The organism is Crenothrix polyspora (assembly GCF_900163755.1).
GTDB classification, from domain to species: Bacteria; Pseudomonadota; Gammaproteobacteria; order Methylococcales; family Methylomonadaceae; genus Crenothrix; species Crenothrix polyspora.
Genome location: NZ_FUKI01000166.1, coordinates 1 through 19821, shown reverse-complemented (window position 1 = coordinate 19821; position 19821 = coordinate 1). Strand labels below are relative to the sequence as shown.

Genomic DNA, 19821 nt, shown 5'->3' with positions numbered 1-19821 from the left:
ACATATGGGTTATCGTATTATGTGTGCGTTCAAAAACAAAAAAGCTACCACCATTATTTTGGCATACTAGACAATTTTTTCTGAACTTGTGCAGTCACATCAATATCTTGATTTGAATAAATAACACCTTCTGTCAATAATAAATCGAATTTATCATCTTTAGCAATAGCACGGATAGCCTCAAGAATATGACGCTGTACTTTGCCTAATTCTTCGTTGCGACTGGCATTAAAGTCTTCCATAAACTCTTGTTGCTGTCTTTTGGCATCACGTACTTTACCTTGAATTTCTTTTTCCATCTTACGGCGTTCCGCATCACCCATCACGGAAGCATCTTTGGATAATTTTTCATCCATGCCTTGAATTTCAGTTTGCTGTGCTTCCAATTGTTTTTTACGCGGTAAAAATTTTTGATCCATGCGGCGCTTAGCTTCTTCAAATTGTGTTGATTTTTCAAGCACAGCATTGATATTAACGACACCAATTTTTAACTCAGCAACACTGGCAGTTGCCGTTAGCGCCAAACCCAAGCCTAAAAATAAAGCAATTTTTGTTTTCATTGTTAAATGATTCTCCAAAGATAATTAAATTAAAATGTGATTGATGAGCTTAAAATATTAGATAAGGCAGGTGACTATATATACACTGCTTAAAAGTTTTGACCAAAGTTAAATTGAAACGGCTGCGTCTGATCACCCCGATCTTTATCGGCATTAATAGGGTAAGCAAAACTGACCGATAGCGCACCAAATGGTGATAGCCATTCGCCGGTCACGCCAGCAGAATATTTCATATTATTAAGTCCAAAACCATTTTGAATACGACCCGCATCCAAAAAAGTGCCTAACCGAACCGACTTAGTCTCAGCAAAAAACGGTACGGGAAAAAATAATTCCGCACTGGCAATCAGTTTATTTGAGCCACCTAATGGCCTGCCCGTTTGGCTAGAATTAAACGTATAGCTATTTAAAAGCGGACTATTCGGATTTTCTTGCCTGAGTGTGTCGGTAGTAATATGCCCTCTAGGCCCCAAAGTATTATTCCTAAAACCGCGTACAGAACCGGTACCACCACCAAAATAGTTTTCAAAAAAGGGTAAGCCACTGGTATTACCGTAACCATCACCGTGCGCTATCTCGGCCTGTAACCTTAATGTTAAGTCCCTTGCCAAAGGCAAATACAACTGATGTTTATAGCTGACTTTATAAAACTGTAAATCGCTACCAGGTATAGTTGCTAACGCAGAAAAACGTTGCTGCCCACCCTTGGTAGGAAATATGGCGCGATTTAATGTATCATGCGTCCAGCCTATCGAAGGTGAAAAAGTTAAAAATTTATTACCTTCCTCCCCTACAAAATCACTAATTTCTCTGGATGTATTTGATAAGGTAACATGATCAATATAATCATCAGATGTTGGTTCAATATAACCCAGCGCTTCCGATGACACTCTGTTACCGCACTGGATACTGCCAAAACAATCATAGCTAGACGAATTAGGCAGCTTAAGCGTGGTGTGCTTAACATCAAAACCAAAACGTAACTGATCAAATTCATTTAACGGAATTCCCAAATCCACACCACCATTAAACACATCCGTAGAATAATTGGCAATATTGACTTGTCCTGCATTACGTTTTGAATAGCCTAGGTTGTAACCCAAACTAATACCATCTGGAGTAAAGTAGGGGTTAAAAAAACCAAATTGATAGTTGGTAGCGTAATTACTGTTATTAAATGCCACATTAACCCGCTTACCCGACCCAAACACGTTATCTTGCGAGACGTTGGCATTCAGTACAATCCCTTGTGTTTGCGAAAAGCCCACCCCAGCCGACAAATTACCTGAGGCTTTTTCAGTCACGGTATAATTGACATCGATCTGATCGGCTGTACCTGGCACAGGCGGCGTTTCCACATTAACAGATTCAAAATAACCCAAACGTTCTAAGCGCGTTTTGGAGCGCTCAATTTTTGAACCAGATGCCCAACTGGATTCCATCTGACGCATTTCGCGGCGCAACACTTCATCACGGGTTTTAGTATTGCCCTTCATGTTAATTTTACGAACATAAACACGTTTACCAGGATCAACAAAAAATGTCATATCCACCGTTTTTTTAACGTCGTTAATCTCCGGTATCATATTGACATTAGCAAACGCATAGCCCTCATCACCTAAACGATCTTGCAAGGCTTTTTGAGTTTCGGTGGCGGCTTTTCTGGAAAATACTTCCTCAGGGCCAATACCAACCAGTTTAATCATCTCATCGGGCTTAACCACCAAATTACCGGTTAATTTTACTTTTTCCACGTTAAACACCGCGCCTTCCTTGACGTTGATGGTCACGTAAATATCTTTTTTATCTGGTGTAATAGCAACTTGCGTGGAGTCTATAGAAAAATTGATATAGCCACGATCCAAATAATATGAACGTAAAGTTTCTAAATCCGCTGACAGTTTTTGCTTGGAATACTGATCATTTTTAGTATAAAACGACAACAAATTAGACGTGCTAAGCTCAAAGTTTCTCAGTAATAATTTGTCATCAAAAACCGTATTACCTACAATATTAATTTGCTTAATTTTAGTAACGCGGCCTTCGGAGATTTTAATATTAATCCCCACGCGATTACGGGTCAGATCAGCCACTTCGGTTTTAATTTTTAAACCGTACTTACCGTGACTTAAATATTGGCGATTTAACTCCAATTGTACTTTATCTAACACTTGCCTATCGAACACCTTACCTTCGGACAAACCAATTTTATCTAAAGCTTTTGTTAAGTCCTCTTTGCTGAGGTCTTTATTACCTTCAATGAGAATTTTTGCGATAGATGGACGCTCAATCACATTAATAACTAAGGTTGAACCGTCTCTTTCTAAAGCGACATCTTTAAAAAAACCGGTTTTAAATAACGCTTTAATCGCCGGCCCCGCATTTTCCAAAGAAAAACGCTCACCGACATTAATCGGCAGATAATTAAAAACAGCACCTTGAGAAATGCGTTTCAAGCCATTAATTTTAATATCTTTTACAAAAAATTCGTCCTCACTTTTAACCGCTTGAGAAACAAATAAGCACAGCAGCAACACGCGGGCAAAGATATTTGATTTCATAGTCGGCATTTAAAAACAAGAGATGATTTCCAGCCCCGAAACGGGCATGAGTATAGCACTGCAAACATTATATTCAGCTTAAGCTCTGTGTGTGGGAAAGCTCAACACATCATCGATTGAGCGACTGTCGGATAATACCATAAGCAAACGATCAAGGCCTATGGCTATACCTGAACATTCTGGTAATCCGGCGTTTAATGCGTCAATCAATCGTTGATCCTTAATACTTTCAGGTAGTTTTTGTTGGTATCTCAACGCTATTTCGTCGTTAAAACGTTTATCTTGTTCTTTGCTATCAATTAATTCGTAATAGCCGTTACCCAGCTCAACCCCATTAATAAACAATTCTACACGCTCTGCAAGCAAGGGATTGTTTGGTTTAATTCGCGCTAACGATGATTGGCAGGCAGGATAATCATAAATCATACACAGATGATTTTCACCTAAATGCGGCTGAATGTAATGACTGAAAATAAAATCCAGCCATAAAACATGATCTTCACCGCACAAAGTGAGCGCCTCTGAGCATTGTTGCCCCAGGGCGTAACGGCAATACGCGTCGTAATCAAAACGCAACGCATCTAAGCCAGTATACTGCTTAAATACCGACGAATAACTACTACGCTGCGTTGCCGCCAAAACTTGATGACACTGCACTGCTAACTGATTTATTAATTCAGCGACTTCATCCATTAACGCAGGTAAATTAAAGCCGACACGATACCATTCCAATAAAGTAAATTCAGGGTTATGAAATCGACCTGATTCCCCGTTTCTAAATGCTTTACAAATCTGGAAGATAGACCCGCTGCCCGCTGCCAACAAGCGCTTCATGGCAAACTCGGGTGAAGTTTGTAAAAACAGTGTTTGCTCAATTGGTGTCGCACAATACCTGGTGGTAAAAAATGCCAATTGCGGATCAGTGCCTACGGCATGAGATAGCAAAGGTGTTTCTACTTCCAAAACCGCTTTTTTTAAAAAAAACTGCCGTATTTGTTGTATCATCTGCGCCCGTAGCCGCAACATAGCCACAGAACAACTTGGCTGCCACGATTCAAGCACGCTTATTTTACGCGGGAAATATATTCACCGGTACGGGTATCAACCTTAATCACTTCATCGGTTTGCACAAATAATGGCACTCTCACCACCGCGCCCGTTTCCAATTTAGCTGGTTTGCCGCCACCACCAGAGGTATCGCCGCGCACACCAGGGTCGGTTTCAATAATTTTTAATTCGACAAAGTTAATAGGAGTAACCGCCAGCGGCGCATCATTCCATAACGTTACCGTACAAGAATCTTGGTCTTTTAGCCACAATGCAGCATCACCGACAATGATGTCATTGGCTTGATACTGCTCAAAAGTATCCGGTTGCATAAAATGTCGGTATTCGCCGTCGTTGTACAGATATTGCATGTCAACGTCAACCACGTCAGCGCCTTCAAGTGACTCACCGGATTTAAAGGTTCTTTCGATAACACGGCCGGTTTTTAAATTTCTAATTCTTACCCGACTAAACGCTTGGCCTTTGCCAGGTTTTACAAATTCATTTTCAATAATTGAACAAGGGTCATTATCCAACATGACTTTTAAACCTGCTTTAAATTCATTCGTACTAAATGTGGCCATTTTATCCTCAAGACAACAAACAATGTAATATGCCCCATTATAATGTAGGCCTGTACCTATAGAAACTTTAAAATGAATCACTTAATGTTAAAGCAACAAAATCCTGCCAATTTTGTACACAAAAATTGGCAACAGCAACTGGCCGAAGCCTACAATACGATTGAAGACTTATGTGATTTTTTAAATTTATCTGTTACCGATTTACCGGTTTCTGTGTCCGCAAGCAAACGCTTTGCTTTACGTGTACCGCGCGGCTTTGCTGCCTGCATGGAAAAAGGCAATCCGCATGACCCACTGCTGCGCCAAGTGTTACCCATTGAAGACGAATTACAGTTTAGCCAAGGCTTCAGTGATGATCCGGTCGGCGATTTACCTGCCAGCACACAAGCAGGGGTAATTCATAAATACCACGGCCGCGTGCTGCTAATTAATACTGGCAGTTGTGCGATTAATTGCCGATATTGCTTCCGGCGCAATTTCCCCTACGCCGATTTACAACTGAGCAAACAAAAGCAAACGGCTGCCATCGATTATATCAAACGTGATACCAGCATCAGTGAAGTGATTTTCAGCGGCGGCGATCCTTTACTATTAAGCGACAGCCGATTGTCTCAGATATTTGAGCAGCTCGATGGCATTGCCCACCTCAAACGCATTCGTATCCATAGCCGCCTGCCTATTGTGCTACCGGCACGCATCACTGATGAATTTATCGCCCTACTCACGCGCAGTAGCAAGCACATCGTTATGGTAACCCATTGCAATCACGCTAATGAACTCAGTGCCGACACAATACGCGCTAGTCTGGCTCTAAAAAAACACGAAATAACGCTGTTTAATCAGGCGGTATTGCTAAAAGGGGTGAATGATAATGCCAAGATACTGTGCGAACTAAGCGAGACCCTGTTTGCACAAGGCATCATCCCGTATTATCTGCATTTATTGGACAAAGCCACCGGAACAGGGCATTTTGAGGTATCTAAAAACGAAGCTTTAGCACTTATGCAAGACATTCAAGCGTTACTGCCCGGCTATCTGGTGCCTAAATTAGTGGAAGAAATTGCGGGGACGCTGTCTAAGCAAGCGATTTTTACGTATTAGCATACAATACGCCATTTATAGCGGGCTAACCCAAAATGCCAAGTTGTGATAACACACGCTATGAATGGTTATTTTCTACCGCTGATTCGATTTAGTATTTAAACCGACATCTGTGGCATGCAATACATCAAGAACCGCCGTCCCAGCTTATTTTTGTTGGTTTCATCAGTTGTTTGGCTTCTTCAATAAATTTAATGCTGGCATCAAAATCACCGGATTTAACGGCTTTTTTAGCCGATCTCAATTTAGGGCGCACCCGATCCAAAGCCATAGAACTATTTCTTCTTTGTGCTTCGGCAAGCTTAAGTGCTGCATCAGATACTTCAATAAAACCTTTTTCATCTTGCCGTGTCGCCAGTTCAACCATGTTGTCACACAGTGTTAGTAGCAAGGTAAAATCTTCGCTCACAGGATTGCCTGCGGCCTTAGCATTACCAAACAAGCTAAACATCAGAAAAAAAGTAATTATTAATTTAAATACGTTCATTGTTGACCTCTGGTTTATTTGTCTTATTGCAAATTTTTTTACGCGATAACGGGTTAGCGGCCTTGCTTGCGCTAAGCATAACGCGGATACAATACGTGTAAATAAGCTATGTCAGCATGTTAGTTATTAAACAGCCACACTAACACAGCACAGGGTTTAACCACTGCATTATATCCGCACTATTTACATAAAAATCAGTAATTAACCGTGATTATAATGTTTACGCAACGGCTTTGCCACTTCCCATAGACTGTCTAAACCTACTGAAAATACCACTAAGTCACCTGGAACAATACGGACAGGCTCGCCACCGATTGGTGTGACAATAATTTCGCCTTCCAAGACATACGCAGTTTCTTTTTCGTCAAAATCCAATGGAAATTTTGAAATTTCTTTTTCCCAAATAGGCCAGCTGGCCACGCCTAACTCTTTTAAGCGCTCTGGACTTGGGTTATGTTCAATCGTAATTTGGCTCATGATTTCCTGTTATTTATAAGTAATGAAGCGCAGATTCTACCATTTACACGCATTTCAATCTTTGTTAATAACAAAAAATCTGGTAAATCCAGCTGCTGTGTTATGACTATTACCCAATTAAATTACCAATTGTACCTTGTCAGTTATCTGTAACCGCCAACACACAACAAACACAGCTGCACGCAGGAGCCTATGTTTTTGCTTGCTTGATTAGCGACTGTATTGCTGCCTCCTGCGCCATAATACTGGTACATAAGCGAAATTGCGCTATTGCACGCTGCAAATTTTGCTGGCTGTCCGTCACCTTAAAGTAGCGATTGCCGTCAAGATAGTCACTGTAAAAACGCAAGCCTAATTCAAAAGGAATCAAACGAATGGCAGGGTAAAGAAAGTAGTAATCGTAATCCGAAAAAAATTGCCCTGCTTGTGCCAAATAGTTTTTTAGAATCGCCGCCGCAATGTCTAAATTAAAACTGTCATTGTCAGTGTCATGGCAGCAAGAGCGTAAACAATCACCGATATCGTAATGCACCAAACCTGGCTTAACGGTATCAAGGTCAATTAAACTGATAATACGTGATGACTGGGTATCAAATAAAAAATTATTGATTTTAGGGTCGCCATGCGTCACACGTAACGCTAATAAACCTTGGTGTTTTGCCGTTTCAAGATCATCGACAAAGCCCTGAAACTGAGTAATAAAATCGCGGCAATACGCATCCGGCCTTAGCATTGATTGCTGTGCTATGCGTTGATAATGATGCAAATAGGCCGGTGCAATATGGAAATCCGGCAAAGTATCGTACAGTAACTCAGCACTAAGATCACTGAGCAAATAATGAAAATGCCCTAAAGCAAAGCCGATTTGCTCTGCATCGGCAAGCGTGCGTATCGCTTCCACACTTTCACTGTCGGCAATAAAAGTCAATGCCCGCCAATACGCTTGCTGCTCATCCTGATACAACACCTTGCCGGTGTGCGTGGTTAAAATGGCAGGAATTTGTAATTGAATATCTGCACTTGTTTTTTGCTGCACATGTTGATTCAGTATCTGCAAATTTGCCATAATCTGTTCAGGATAAGCAAACACCTGGTGATTAATGCGTTGCAATACAAAACAACCCGTTTTTGCCACTACCCGATAAGTGTCATTAATGAGACCATTACCTAATGGGGTTATCTCACTGATAACGTCGGCAAATTGTTGGGCAGTGTGCAGCAATGCAGACATGAATTAAATCCGGTTGTTTTTAAGAAGAGTTATCAGCATCGTTAGCGCTTGCCTTCGGTGGCTGAGTGTGTTTTTAATCTCAGGGCTTAATTGCGCTGCCGTGCATTGCTGCTCAGCAACCCAAAATACAGAGTCATAGCCAAAACCGTTCTCTCCCAAAGCCGTGTCAACAATACACCCTTCCCAACTGGCTTGCGCAATTATAGGGCACGGATCATCAGCATGGCGCATATACACCAGTACACACACGAAACGTGCAGTACGCTGATTGTCTTTAACTCCGCCTAACGCCCGTAATAATTTATTAATGTTGTCTTGATCGGTAGCGCCTACACCGGCGTAGCGTGCGGAGATAACTCCTGGTGCGCCGTCGAGCACATCGACCACCAAACCAGAGTCATCAGCCAACGCAGGTAAGCCACTTTGTAACGCCGCGTTTCTGGCTTTGAGGATAGCATTTTCTACAAAACTAGCGCCGGTTTCCTCGCATTCCACCACACCCAATTCAGATTGCGGCACGATGTTGCAATCGCGCAAGAGTGCCTGAAATTCTGCTACTTTGCCACGATTTCCACTGGCTAAAACAATTTTTTGCTGTGTTAAGAAACGCATTGATACCCGTCTATCGCCTCACGTTGTTTTTCCAGCAAGATACCAATACCGTGTTCTGCTAACGCCAACATTGCATCCAATTCGGATTTCTTAAACGCATGACCTTCCGCAGTACCCTGAATTTCAATAAACGCCGAACCATCATTCATCACTACATTCATGTCAGTTTCTGCACTACTGTCTTCTGCATAATCCAAATCCAGTACCGGTATACCGTTGTAAATACCCACAGACACCGAAGCAACTTGGCCATGTAAAGGATTTTGTTTGATACTTTTTTTCTTCAGCATAGCATTTACAGCAAGCGATAAGGCCACAAAGCCACCGGTAATTGCAGCGGTGCGTGTACCACCATCTGCTTGTAATACATCACAATCTATGGTTATAGTATGCTCACCCAAGGCTTTTAAATCCACCGCCGCCCGTAAAGACCGGCCTATTAAACGTTGAATTTCCATTGTACGGCCACCTTGCTTACCTTGGCTGGCTTCACGCCCCATGCGGCTGTGCGTTGAGCGCGGCAACATACCGTATTCTGCGGTAATCCAGCCTTCACCTTTACCTTTTAAAAAGCGCGGCACACTTTTATCGACACTGGCAGTACACAGCACACGGGTATCACCAAACTCAACCAATACCGACCCTTCCGCGTGACGGGTAAAACCACAGGTAAATTTTATTGCTCTGAGTTGATCTGGATTGCGTCCGCTAGGTCTCATGGTTTTTCCACTGAAATTAAAGTCGGCAAGTATACCTGAAGTGGACAGCGTTCAGGCTTACAATTTAGCACGCATCAAATACCGATAAGTGCCTGTCTGAGTTCAGCAATTGATTGCGGTCTGTCTTCAGGATGCACCGCCATCGCCCAATCAATCACTTTTAAGAAATTTTCTGGAAACTTGCCGCGACACACACTAGCCGCCGGCGACAGCGTATCTTTTTTTATACGCGAGGTGCTGCCTATCGGCGTTTTGCCATCCAAACACGCACGCATACTGGCACCAATCGCATACACATCAGTCCATGGACCAAATTCAGATTTTTGATTGTACTGTTCAACCGGTGAGTAACCCTGTGAAAGAACGGTATTTTTTTTACTAATCGGCTTACTCGGAAAACGTTGAATTGCACCAAAATCCAATAATAACGCCTCATTCCCTGGTCGTACCAAAATATTGGCTGGTTTAATGTCTAAATGCACAAGATTGTGTTTATGCACATGCTCAACACCGTCTAACAACGAGGTAAATACCGCCAGTAAAAGCTCTACAGAAGGGCTGACGCGTTTACCGCTCAGCAACTTATCGAGAGTAAGTCCATAGTCATAGGTCATTACCATATACACGGTAGAATTGGCTTTAAAAAAACTAATAACCTCGACAATATTAGTATGTTTTAACGTTGCCAAGACTTTAGCTTCCTCAAAAAACAAGGCACGACCACGTAAAAACAAACTCAGTGTTTCATCGCTGTTAGCCACCACTTCATTATTCCACGTTCTGTGAGCTAACTTTCTGGGCAGATATTCTTTAATCACCACCTGCATTTGGTCAGCCAACTGCCTGGCCAAATAAACTGAGCTAAATCCGCCGTGCGCTAATTCCCGCTCGATCATATACTGGTCTATAATGATGCCCGTTTGGAGATAATTCCATTGCTGGGGATACGTTTCTGGATCGTAGTATTCGGCCATTTTTTATTTATTTTGGCATTAAAATAACGTGACAACTCAGCAGACATTGCCGCTGCACGGGATCAAAACACGGAAATACTAACTTAACTGATCGCCACGGGTGATTAATAAAATTCGCTAAAAGCCCCACAATCAGTACGATCCACGTTCTGTTTTTCTAAAAACCGAGTCGTTACAAAATAACTTCTCCAATTATAGGTGAAAAATGATAAGAAGTATGACGGCGTTCTCCGGCAGTGAAACCGAAGCGGCCAATCTGTCCTTTAGCTGCGAAATTCGCTCAGTTAATCACCGCTACTGTGACATTACGTTAAAGCTCCCAGATCGCTTACGCTTTCTTGAAACGGATATTCGCTCAGCCATTGCCAGCAAAGTTAATCGCGGTAAAATTGAATGCGCTATCAGTTATAAAAAACAAGTACAAGCTGGGCAAAATTTTATGGTTAATCAGGCGGCGGTCATTGCTTTATTAGAAGCGACACAGACTATTGAACGTTACATGTCTAACACACAGGCTTTTTCAGCATTAGATGTTTTAGCGTTTCCAGGCATACAACAAGAACCCGACACCGATAGTGAAGTGCTGAACGACAGCATCATGGGCTTGGTTAATCAAGCGTTAATTACCTTGGTAGCAACACGATTGCGCGAAGGCGCTCAACTAAAAATAGTTATTGAAGAACGTTGCACTAAAATGCGCGAACTGATACTTGTGGCACAGCAACGTATGCCAGAAGTACTCTTGTTAATTCGTAACCGACTAACCGACCGCGTACTGGACTTGGTGGCTCAGCCAGATTTTGACCGCTTAGAACAAGAACTGGTGTTAATGACGCAAAAACTGGATATTGCCGAAGAACTCGACAGACTCGACACCCATCTTACCGAAGTATTAAGAACGTTAGCACGACCAGACCCCGCCGGTAGACGCTTGGATTTTTTAATGCAAGAATTAAACCGCGAAGCCAATACCATCGGTTCCAAATCTAACGATAAAGAAATGACACGTATTTCAATCGAACTGAAAGTGTTGATTGAACAAATACGCGAACAAATACAAAATATCGAATAAGCCACTTTATGACGACAGGTACTCTCTACATTATTGCCGCCCCCTCCGGCGCTGGCAAAACCAGCTTAGTTAAACAACTGGCCGATACTTTAGATAATCTAACCGTATCTATTTCACATACTACCCGTCAGGCAAGGCCTGGCGAGGTAGATGGACAGGATTATTATTTTATCTCCGTGCCTACTTTTGAAGCCATGCTAAAAACCCAGGCGTTTGTTGAGCATGCCCAGGTTTTCGATAATTTTTATGGCACGGCGCAACAAACCGTTGCCACCAATTTAGCTAAAGGTTTAGATGTGATTCTTGAAATTGATTGGCAAGGAGCGCAGCAAATAAGATCGATATTTCCCGACAGTGTGTCAATTTTTATCTTACCACCTTCCACAGACGTTTTACGTCAACGTCTCACTAACCGCGCTCAAGATGACGAACAAACCATAGCTAGGCGTATGCGTGACGCGGTGACTGAAATGCAGCACCATAATGAATTTGATTACTTGATTGTCAATGATGTTTTTGAGCAAGCATTAGGCGAACTAACCAGCATTCTTATTGCACAGCGCTTACGTTTAGCTAAGCAACATTCCCGTTTAAATACGCTGCTGTCCTCTTTACTATCAGGCCGTTAGATTTTTACAAAACAACACCACTGATAATGCAACATTATATTGCCAATAGCTTACGCCAAAACGTCGCCCGCTCATTCTCAATAAATCCGCCGCCTTGTCTGCTGCAGCATACGCGGTGCGCCAGATTGGATCGTGGAAGTATTGCTGCCCTCCACTGCCAGCCACGACTAAACCAAAAAACGTACACTTTATGAGCTTCATGATGCACTCAACTTTTGGAGCGAATAATGAGAACGACACACATCTTGACGATGCCCTCGTATTAAAAGCGCAAGCGCTCAGTGGCCTGCAAGAACGAAACGCCTTGGTTCGTGAGGCTTTAAATGCCTTAATTCAGCGGGAAAGCGCCAGGCGGCTCGCAAAATTAGCGGGTAGCGAAAGCCAAGTGCAAGATATTCCCCGTCAGCGTGAATCGATTCTGTGATATTAGTTGATACCTCGCTATGGATTGACCACTTGCGTGATGTAGATAGTCGATTGTTGAGCTTATTGGCATCAGATTTGGTTTGTATTCATCCGTGGGTTATTGGTGAACTGGCTTGTGGAAACTTGAAAAATCCGCAGGAAATTTTAAGTTTGCTCAATAACTTACCTTCTTGTCCCGCAGCTAATGAAGCGGAGGTATTGTATTTTATAGATCAGCATCAGTTAATAGGGCGCGGAATTGGCTATATTGACGCGCATCTGTTAGCGGCAAGTATTAACGGTGTGCAAATTTAGACACGCGATAAACGTTTACTGGCTATAGCAGGCGCATTAAACATTGCTTACAGCGTTTTCAACTTAGGACAGTTACAGCCACCGTTCGTGCTGAGCTTGTCGAAGCATGAACGGCACACTTCGACAAGCTCAGTGCGAACGGTTACGCTGTAACTATTGAACTGTGAAAACGCTGTATGTGCCGAAAACCATTGATGTGTGGAGAGATAGCGTATTGCTACACTCAAAATTTGGGTGGTGGGGGGCATGATTTAAAAATTGTTAAAACCACGTTACCAGTCATTGCTTGGCAACAGTCATTTTATTGATTAATAGCTCGGCTAACCCTATACTTAACCGTACGATTAATAAGGTTATTTACATGATTACAGCTAACGATTTAAAAACCAAAGGCATTGCCTGTTTGGAAGAAAGCTTAAGTACCCAACCAGAAGTTGTTATTACCGTACGTGGTAAGGAAAGCTTTGTGGTAATGAAGATGGCGCATTACCGTTATTTGCGAGAAATGGAGTTGGAAGCGGCATTTTATGAAGCACAGCAAGATGTTGCAGCAGGTCGATTCAGTAAAAATAGCATTGAAGAGCATGTTAACGAGCTATTTGGCGAATGAGTTACACCTTAGTTTTTACTGACAGTTATAAAAAATGCGCCAAGCGTTTTGCCAAGCAACATTCTGAGTTAAAAGAGCCGTATCGCAGAACATTGCTTTTATTGGCTCAAAATCCTTATCATCCATCACTACGGCTTCACCCATTAAAAGGTAAGTTGGCGGCTTTGCATTCAGTATCTATTAATCTCAATTATCGTGTATAACTTTGGAAATGATTATTACTGAAAAGGAAATTATTTTGGTAAATGTGGGTAGTCATGATGATGTTTATCAAGCGTGACCTATTAAATTGTGGCTAAAACCACGTTGCCAAACAGTGCTTAGCGTGTAACTAATCATCTTGAAGGTTATGCAGCCTCGGGGATTTCGATAATTGCCATCCACGGCATTCAATAATAGTTTTGTAATGCCCCATCAGACTGATAGCTCAACCTGACGACCGACGCGTGTTGCCAGTGTTACCAGCATATCCAGGCTAAATTTTTCCCATTTGCCACGCACCAAATCAGACACACGGGATTGCCCGATACCCAGCTGTTCAGCTGCCTGAATTTGCGTCCAGCCCTTTTCAGCAATGGTTTCGCGTAATTTGGCCATTAATTCAGCACGCATCGCCAACAAGGTGGCTTCTTCTAGAGAAAAGCCGAGATCGGTAAACACATTGCCGGATGATTCAATGACAGGGTCTTCATTCATCGGAGGTTCTCAGTTGTTTATATCGACGTTTGGCCAGCTCAATATCTTCATGCTGGGTTTTTTGGGTCTTTTTTTGAAAAGCATGTAGTACGTAGACGGCATCATCGAACTTGGCGACATAAATTATTCGCCACTCGCCCAGTGCATGTATGCGTATCTCATATACGCCAGAACCCACTGTCAGTAGCGGCTTAAAATCGGACGGCATGTTGCCACGCTGCACTGTATCCAGTTCAAACCCTGCTTCACGACGTGCTTCAAGGGGGAAATTTTTAAGGTCATCCAAGCTGGAGCCTATAAAGCGTAATTTTTTCATTAGACAAAGAATATCAAAATAGTTAGATAATTATCAAATTATTTTGATATTAACTGGCATTGGCTAAAACCCCGTTGCCAAACACTGTTTGGCAACGTGTAACTAATCATCTTACGGGTTATGCCGCCTCAGGAATTTCGATAATTGCCATTAGGGTGTTTTCTTCAAAAGTAACCGGTATTGACAACATATCCTGGGCACCAATTTGTAAGGATTGCAAACACGCCTCCTTACTTTTTTCTTGGGCATTAACACCAGGTAAATCAATAAGCCAACCTATCCACCATCCATCTACTTGTTTTAGCATCGCACGATATTTCATTATTTATCTCACAAAAGGTAATCCTAAATTTTTCCATCGTGCTTGGATAGTATCGGCAGAAATATCTGCCCCACAGTCCCATTCAATAAAATATTTGCCATTGTAAATACGTTCAAATTCGCCCCTGTCTTTTAACGGTGCAAAAACATCTGAATCAAGATAAGGTTTTATATCAAAAAGGCCGACTTGCCCATCTTCAGCTTTGATGTACAGTAAATAATCATCTTGCGGAATAATTTCTGCAATATTCATTGGTCAAGACCTCGAATTGGAAATGGTTTTTTGCCGTTAACAGCCAACTGCCAGTCCGCTAATAAATCATCATGGTGAATTTCAATATTACGAATTTAGCTAATTTCAATCTGTGAGCCGATTCAGCCAATACAGCGGTTTGCGGTGTAAATGCGAAACTGCCACCACAAGAATTCCGTCATCCTGTAAGCGATATACAACACCGTAAGGAAAACGCCGAGTTCGACAGCGCCGCGTTCTCTTTGACAGTTGAGGCCACGCCTGTGGGTGCATTTCGATATGCTCTAGCGTCAGTAAGATTTCCACTAAAAATTCATCACCCAAGCCTTGCCGCTGCTCTTGGTAATAATCAATGGTTTCCTGCAACTCCTTTTCGGCAGGTTCAAGAAAGGAGACCTTCATTTAGCCCTCTGGTAACGCGCCAAAATATCTTCAAGCGGAATGCTTCGGATTTCACCTCGCTCAAAGGCATCCAGTCGTGTTTCAGCTTCTTCAGCCCATATTGTATCTAGTCGGGTATCTGCTTCATCTAAGCTAGATAGGAGTTGGTCTATAATTTTTACTCGTTCTACTGCGGGTAAAGTCAGTGCATCGTGCAAGATGACTTCAGTTGAAATTGACATGTTTCCACCTTATTTTTGGCAAAATTTAGATTTCGAATTTTAGTGGATAGATTACCACGTTGCCAAACACTGTTTGGCAACGGGTGGCTTATCTTATGGTACTACCGTTCACTCATAACCAGGCGTATCGGATTGTGGTGGTTTACTGGCGCGAAACCACCTTACGAGTTTTGACTCAAGGACAGTTAATTGAATGATGGGAAGTTGGGGTGTTTTATTGCCTCCGAATTCGCCAATACTCAGGTTCTTGATGAATATGAGCAACGGCAATGATGACAATTTCAGACTCGGAAGGCTCGTAAATTAACCCATATGGGAAACGACGCATCTGACATCGTCTAATGGTTTCACTTAAAGGATGCCATGCCAGCGGGAATTCCTTGATGCGGCCTATTGTTTCAAAGGCTTCGTCACGAAACTCTTCGCCCAATCGCACTTTTTGTGCGTTGTAATACCGCACAGCTTCACTAAGCTCCCTGCTTGCGGGACGTAAAAATCTGACTTTCAAATGCGTTTACCCAGCTCAGTAAACACTTGCTCGGCATCAATAGCATCAATTTCACCTGAACGGTAGGCATCAAGACGGCTTTCGGCTTCTTTTAGCCATAAGGAATCCAGTGAAGGGTCTGGTTTATCTAAGCTAACAATAAGTCCCTCAATTAAGGCTGCACGATCATTAACCGGAAGTTGTATGGCTTGCTGTAAGAGAATTTCGGTTGTGGTGGACATTGGATGATTCTCCAAGTTGGGTAGTTTTACCGGCAATTGTAACGTGGACAATGTTTTTTAATAAGTACCCTAAACAAAAAAACCGCCCAAAAGTTACCCAAGGGCAGTTCGTTTAATGACAGAGCGTAGGTTGGGCAACAGCTTTATCGCTGCCCATCAGCAGTGTCCGATGAGCAAACAATAAGTAAGCCCAAAGGCCGTAATCGTTAAAAACACCGTAAATGTCGGGCATAAAAAACATGCCCGATCTACCTGGCTAAAACCCCGTTGCCAAACACTGTTTGGCAACGGGGTGTAATGCAGCTTTAGCGGCGCACGTTGGCTTCGGCTATACCTTTGGTGCTTTTATCCGAGAGATAAGATGCGGGAGGCGCAATACCATCCGACCAATCTCGCGCTGGATAAACACTGTTACCAAAATGTGTACCATCGGGTGAAAACCACGTTGTTGCTTTGCATATATCGGGCACCGTTGAATTCAGAATATCAGCATTAGTCACGCCACCATTTGGATTTTGATTGGGATATTTAGAAGGAAGCACCTCTTTCCCCCAAGTACTCACTTTGCCAGTGAGTTTGTTAGCACTGTTGGTGAAATCAAAAAAGTCTAGCATAGGGTCAGCATTAGCATCTCGATCAGTCAAAGCAGGCAAACCAAAGCGTGCTTCAATAAAGCGAAGAATGCTGGTGTGATCGTAAGTTTGGTGCGATACATGGTTATGCTTAGCCCAAGGTGACACCACCATAAGCGGCACACGTACGCCGTAACGGTTGAAGCCACCACCATAATTTGGATCGCTGCTATCGATAGTATTGCACTTGTCTATTGGACTGCCGTCACTAGCTAAGCACACTTGACGTAGTGCAGTAGGCTTGCCACCATAACGACCTGTCCATTTAGGCCGTAAATTGTCAGGTTCACAAGCAGGTGGTGGCTCTACATGGTCATAAAAACCACCATGTTCGTCATAGGTAATAAATAAAACGCTCCGTTTCCAAACTTCTGGATTAGCCATTAATGCCGCAACCACCCGATGAACGAGTGCTTGCCCTTTTGCAGGTACTCCAGGTGGATGTTCATCTTCGCCATTTATGTCTTCCAACATTTTTGGATCAATCAAATTAACATGAGCAATATGTGAATACGGAGCTGGCTGATTTGGTTTTATCGCATTTCTTGCCTTTCTTGTATCGGCTTCTCCTTTTAGTGCAAATTCAAACCCTGGATCAGACATTCTGAGAGTGGTGGGTCGATTAGTAGACTTAAATGTCATACCGCCATATATCCGAACATTGTTTGGATTTGTGTAGGTCATATCATACGATGCCTTATTCAGAGAACGTACATTGTCATCAGAAACAGCGTCTTTTCCTGTCCAAGCACCAACTTTTGGGGGCATTTGGAGACCGTTTAATGTTGACACATTACCCTCAAGATCATTCAGCCAATAGCTGATTTTTAAGCTTCTTGCTTTCATCAAATCAGCGATGTAGTTTAGTTTAGTGCCGGTTGTTGGATAAATTTGAACAGCTGGATCAGGTTTTTGTGACCCCGCCGTTATACTAGGACATTCTTTTTCGTTAGCTGAGCATACTACTGTACTGCCTATCTGACCGGGATTATCCGAACCAATTGTCTTGTAAAAATTATCAGAATTATTAGAAGTTAACCCACGACTGGTACCGGCATACAAATAATCCCGATTCACCCAAGTTGGCCCTAATAACGAGCTGAAGTAACGATCACCAATGGCAAAGTTATCTGCGAGCCAATAATAAAATGGAATATCGCGGTCGTCGTAATACAGCATTGCACGCTCACCATCCAACAATAACGAATCTTTTTTACCTACATACGCAGAGCCACCTTCCCAATAATTATGGTTGGATTGATAAAATCCATCCATTCTGCCGCGATCCCATTGCAAATGCGCTGCCCACCAGTCATGCGCCGTATCGGACACGCACAATCCAGAACCACCATTCTCAGCCTGTATTGCTAAAGAATGATGCTTCCAGTAATGTTTCTGTAATTTATTAGTAGGTGCTTTACCTGCCTCGTCAGGGTTGTAAGGTGCATTGCGGCGGGTGTTAGCATTTAATGATAAGTCAGCATCAGCCGCGTTTATTTCGCCTGATGTTGACAATTCATCATAAGGCGTGCCTGGAACATCCACGCCATCTTTTGAATACTCGTTAATAAATGGCTTGACGCGAATATCAGTCGCCGCCGTTTTCCCACGAACTTTCTTCAAATACTCCGGAAAGCGACCAAAGTAACTATCGAACGAACGGTTTTCCAACATTAGGACAAAAACGTAGTCTATCGGCATAGCATTACCAATGACACGCGGATTTCCATCGGTATTGATTGTTCCGGTTGTATTAAATGCAATAGGGCCTCCAGGTATAGGCTTATATGCACATCCAGGTAAAGCCTTGGTTGGTGTTTCTTGTGCCAAACGCTTGGCTTGAAACTCCCAATCTAAGCCTTTTCCTGCAAGATAAGTTTGTGTAAATGTTGTTACTTGATTATTAGTTTTATCTGAATCACTTTCTGTAGCAGTGACACTAAATTTCTGGCTTGGACTATCTTGAACACCAAATTTAATCGCAGGTGTTTTAAGCAGTAGTTCAAGTTTAACTGTAGCATTCGGAGCAATATTACCCATATTGCAAACAATAGAGTTTGTTGGGTTTTGACAGTTAATAGGTAATTTTTGAGTAGCTGTAGACGATGGAAGCAAAACGGCTGGGGCATCAGCTTTAAATGACACTCCGGTTGCTGGGACTCTTCCAATATTTATAATTTCAAAAGTATAGAGACCAACTTGACCTGCCACTAATGGGCGTGGTGATTTTGTAACAGACAAACTTAAATCAACCGCAATACCTTCTCCGGTTAAACCAATCTGTAAATCTCGCCCAGTAGCGCCGTTGCTGGGTATGTCGATATAACCATCTTTTAACCCCGCTGTAGTCGGATTAAAAGCAACTGTAAATTGGCAACTGGCATTTTGTACCAGGTGCGCGTTGTTACAATCATTGGTATCAACAAACTTAAAATCAACATTGCCACTGTTGAAGGTTAGCGCACCAATATCCAATGTACCCGTACCGGTGTTGCTTAAGGTAACGGTTTTCTTGGCTAGCTGGCCTACGGGTTGTTGGCCAAATAAAAGGTTTGTAGGGCTTGCGCTAATGATGGGTTTTGTTACAGTGTTGTCTCCAGTAACTCGAATCCAATCAAAAGTACCAGGTGAATGCGCTGTAGATGCTGTTCCTATACGAAGATAAAATGCTCTACCTGTAATAGAGCTAGTACACCAAATTGTAAATCAACAGGATTTAAATATTAACTTGATGTAGTACACAACAGCGTTTCATTCATGATTTGAAGATTTTTATTATCCTGTTTTTATATGATTTGATGTACTAGCTAGTACTTAGTCACTCTTTAAGTGTCGGATAAAGCTTTTTCAATTTTATCCGAGCATCC

General features: G+C 42.4%; 27 protein-coding genes. 7 read left to right on the top strand and 20 right to left on the bottom strand.

Translation table 11 applies throughout. The annotated features are described in order from the left end of the window. Positions 1-53: 53 nt before the first annotated feature. The 4 genes from CRENPOLYSF2_RS16910 to efp form a co-directional block, all read right to left on the bottom strand. Complete coding sequence (locus tag CRENPOLYSF2_RS16910; protein WP_087145125.1) at positions 54-560, bottom strand: OmpH/Skp family outer membrane protein; 507 nt, start codon at positions 558-560, stop codon at positions 54-56. Between the two features lie 89 nt (positions 561-649). Beyond that, the gene (bamA, locus tag CRENPOLYSF2_RS16905; RefSeq protein WP_087145124.1) at positions 650-3121 is read right to left on the bottom strand and encodes an outer membrane protein assembly factor BamA; all 2472 of its coding nucleotides are present in this window, start codon (positions 3119-3121) and stop codon (positions 650-652) included. A 78-nt stretch (positions 3122-3199) separates the two neighbouring features. After that, complete coding sequence (gene epmA / locus CRENPOLYSF2_RS16900; protein ID WP_087145123.1) at positions 3200-4183, bottom strand: EF-P lysine aminoacylase EpmA; 984 nt, start codon at positions 4181-4183, stop codon at positions 3200-3202. 2 nt (positions 4184-4185) lie between these two features. Beyond that, positions 4186-4752 (bottom strand): elongation factor P, encoded by a 567-nt coding sequence (gene efp, locus CRENPOLYSF2_RS16895; RefSeq protein ID WP_087145122.1) that lies wholly within the window; start codon positions 4750-4752, stop codon positions 4186-4188. Positions 4753-4824: 72 nt separating this feature from the next. Between efp and epmB the strand changes: the two genes are divergently transcribed. Beyond that, positions 4825-5853: an EF-P beta-lysylation protein EpmB gene (gene epmB, locus CRENPOLYSF2_RS16890; RefSeq protein ID WP_245808041.1), complete on the top strand. Its 1029-nt coding sequence runs from the start codon at positions 4825-4827 to the stop codon at positions 5851-5853. Positions 5854-5980: 127 nt separating this feature from the next. Here the strand turns inward: epmB and CRENPOLYSF2_RS16885 are convergent, their stop codons facing one another. The 6 genes from CRENPOLYSF2_RS16885 to CRENPOLYSF2_RS16860 all read right to left on the bottom strand — a co-directional run bounded on the left by CRENPOLYSF2_RS16885 (position 5981) and on the right by CRENPOLYSF2_RS16860 (position 10353). Then, the gene (locus tag CRENPOLYSF2_RS16885) at positions 5981-6340 is read right to left on the bottom strand and encodes a hypothetical protein (protein ID WP_087145121.1); all 360 of its coding nucleotides are present in this window, start codon (positions 6338-6340) and stop codon (positions 5981-5983) included. Positions 6341-6541: 201 nt separating this feature from the next. After that, entirely contained in the window at positions 6542-6817 is a 276-nt protein-coding gene (locus tag CRENPOLYSF2_RS16880) for a cupin domain-containing protein (protein WP_087145120.1), read from the bottom strand. Positions 6818-7007: 190 nt separating this feature from the next. Continuing rightward, positions 7008-8048 (bottom strand): phosphotransferase enzyme family protein, encoded by a 1041-nt coding sequence (locus CRENPOLYSF2_RS16875; protein WP_087145119.1) that lies wholly within the window; start codon positions 8046-8048, stop codon positions 7008-7010. A 3-nt stretch (positions 8049-8051) separates the two neighbouring features. Beyond that, complete coding sequence (rdgB, locus tag CRENPOLYSF2_RS16870; RefSeq protein WP_087145118.1) at positions 8052-8660, bottom strand: RdgB/HAM1 family non-canonical purine NTP pyrophosphatase; 609 nt, start codon at positions 8658-8660, stop codon at positions 8052-8054. Continuing rightward, complete coding sequence (gene rph / locus CRENPOLYSF2_RS16865; RefSeq protein ID WP_087145117.1) at positions 8648-9379, bottom strand: ribonuclease PH; 732 nt, start codon at positions 9377-9379, stop codon at positions 8648-8650. Before rph ends, rdgB begins: the two co-directional genes overlap by 13 nt. Before the next feature lie 74 nt (positions 9380-9453). Then, complete coding sequence (locus tag CRENPOLYSF2_RS16860) at positions 9454-10353, bottom strand: serine/threonine protein kinase (protein WP_087145116.1); 900 nt, start codon at positions 10351-10353, stop codon at positions 9454-9456. A 205-nt stretch (positions 10354-10558) separates the two neighbouring features. Here CRENPOLYSF2_RS16860 and CRENPOLYSF2_RS16855 point away from each other — a divergent pair, with 205 nt between their 5' ends. Next, a complete protein-coding gene (locus CRENPOLYSF2_RS16855; RefSeq protein ID WP_087145115.1) occupies positions 10559-11425 on the top strand; it encodes a YicC/YloC family endoribonuclease in 867 nt (288 codons plus the stop codon). A gap of 8 nt (positions 11426-11433) precedes the next feature. Then, entirely contained in the window at positions 11434-12054 is a 621-nt protein-coding gene (gene gmk / locus CRENPOLYSF2_RS16850) for a guanylate kinase (RefSeq protein WP_087145114.1), read from the top strand. On the opposite strand, the gene CRENPOLYSF2_RS16845 is transcribed toward gmk, so the two are convergent. Further along, positions 12043-12255, bottom strand: coding sequence for a hypothetical protein (locus CRENPOLYSF2_RS16845; RefSeq protein WP_087145113.1), 213 nt, complete (start codon positions 12253-12255; stop codon positions 12043-12045). The two genes, gmk and CRENPOLYSF2_RS16845, sit on opposite strands and share 12 nt — an antisense overlap. On the opposite strand from CRENPOLYSF2_RS16845, the gene CRENPOLYSF2_RS16840 reads away from it, so the two are divergent. The 4 genes from CRENPOLYSF2_RS16840 (at position 12254) to CRENPOLYSF2_RS16825 (ending at position 13587) form a co-directional block, all read left to right on the top strand. Beyond that, positions 12254-12478 (top strand): type II toxin-antitoxin system VapB family antitoxin, encoded by a 225-nt coding sequence (locus tag CRENPOLYSF2_RS16840; RefSeq protein ID WP_245808040.1) that lies wholly within the window; start codon positions 12254-12256, stop codon positions 12476-12478. The genes CRENPOLYSF2_RS16845 and CRENPOLYSF2_RS16840 overlap by 2 nt on opposite strands. Further along, positions 12475-12774 (top strand): type II toxin-antitoxin system VapC family toxin, encoded by a 300-nt coding sequence (locus CRENPOLYSF2_RS16835; protein WP_087145112.1) that lies wholly within the window; start codon positions 12475-12477, stop codon positions 12772-12774. The genes CRENPOLYSF2_RS16840 and CRENPOLYSF2_RS16835 overlap by 4 nt, the downstream gene beginning before the upstream one ends. Positions 12775-13135: 361 nt before the next feature. Next, positions 13136-13384, top strand: a complete 249-nt coding sequence (locus CRENPOLYSF2_RS16830; RefSeq protein WP_176371159.1) for a type II toxin-antitoxin system prevent-host-death family antitoxin — start codon at positions 13136-13138, stop codon at positions 13382-13384. Next, positions 13381-13587, top strand: coding sequence for a type II toxin-antitoxin system RelE/ParE family toxin (locus CRENPOLYSF2_RS16825; protein WP_245808039.1), 207 nt, complete (start codon positions 13381-13383; stop codon positions 13585-13587). The genes CRENPOLYSF2_RS16830 and CRENPOLYSF2_RS16825 overlap by 4 nt, the downstream gene beginning before the upstream one ends. Before the next feature lie 211 nt (positions 13588-13798). Here the strand turns inward: CRENPOLYSF2_RS16825 and CRENPOLYSF2_RS16820 are convergent, their stop codons facing one another. The 9 genes from CRENPOLYSF2_RS16820 to CRENPOLYSF2_RS16775 all read right to left on the bottom strand — a co-directional run bounded on the left by CRENPOLYSF2_RS16820 (position 13799) and on the right by CRENPOLYSF2_RS16775 (position 19564). Further along, positions 13799-14080, bottom strand: coding sequence for a helix-turn-helix domain-containing protein (locus CRENPOLYSF2_RS16820; RefSeq protein ID WP_087145111.1), 282 nt, complete (start codon positions 14078-14080; stop codon positions 13799-13801). Continuing rightward, on the bottom strand, positions 14073-14396 hold the full coding sequence (locus tag CRENPOLYSF2_RS16815) for a type II toxin-antitoxin system RelE/ParE family toxin (protein ID WP_087145110.1): 324 nt from the start codon (positions 14394-14396) through the stop codon (positions 14073-14075). The genes CRENPOLYSF2_RS16820 and CRENPOLYSF2_RS16815 overlap by 8 nt, the downstream gene beginning before the upstream one ends. Positions 14397-14514: 118 nt before the next feature. Then, positions 14515-14718 (bottom strand): type II toxin-antitoxin system HicB family antitoxin, encoded by a 204-nt coding sequence (locus CRENPOLYSF2_RS16810; RefSeq protein WP_087145109.1) that lies wholly within the window; start codon positions 14716-14718, stop codon positions 14515-14517. 3 nt (positions 14719-14721) lie between these two features. Continuing rightward, on the bottom strand, positions 14722-14970 hold the full coding sequence (locus CRENPOLYSF2_RS16805) for a DUF2442 domain-containing protein (RefSeq protein ID WP_087145108.1): 249 nt from the start codon (positions 14968-14970) through the stop codon (positions 14722-14724). 105 nt (positions 14971-15075) lie between these two features. Next, complete coding sequence (locus tag CRENPOLYSF2_RS16795; RefSeq protein WP_087145107.1) at positions 15076-15372, bottom strand: type II toxin-antitoxin system RelE/ParE family toxin; 297 nt, start codon at positions 15370-15372, stop codon at positions 15076-15078. Next, complete coding sequence (locus tag CRENPOLYSF2_RS16790) at positions 15369-15593, bottom strand: addiction module protein (protein WP_087145106.1); 225 nt, start codon at positions 15591-15593, stop codon at positions 15369-15371. Before CRENPOLYSF2_RS16790 ends, CRENPOLYSF2_RS16795 begins: the two co-directional genes overlap by 4 nt. A 214-nt stretch (positions 15594-15807) precedes the next feature. Beyond that, a complete protein-coding gene (locus tag CRENPOLYSF2_RS16785; RefSeq protein WP_087145105.1) occupies positions 15808-16101 on the bottom strand; it encodes a type II toxin-antitoxin system RelE/ParE family toxin in 294 nt (97 codons plus the stop codon). Next, positions 16098-16322, bottom strand: a complete 225-nt coding sequence (locus tag CRENPOLYSF2_RS16780) for an addiction module protein (protein ID WP_087145104.1) — start codon at positions 16320-16322, stop codon at positions 16098-16100. Before CRENPOLYSF2_RS16780 ends, CRENPOLYSF2_RS16785 begins: the two co-directional genes overlap by 4 nt. A gap of 305 nt (positions 16323-16627) precedes the next feature. After that, the gene (locus CRENPOLYSF2_RS16775) at positions 16628-19564 is read right to left on the bottom strand and encodes an alkaline phosphatase family protein (protein ID WP_272867710.1); all 2937 of its coding nucleotides are present in this window, start codon (positions 19562-19564) and stop codon (positions 16628-16630) included. Positions 19565-19821: the final 257 nt, after the last annotated feature.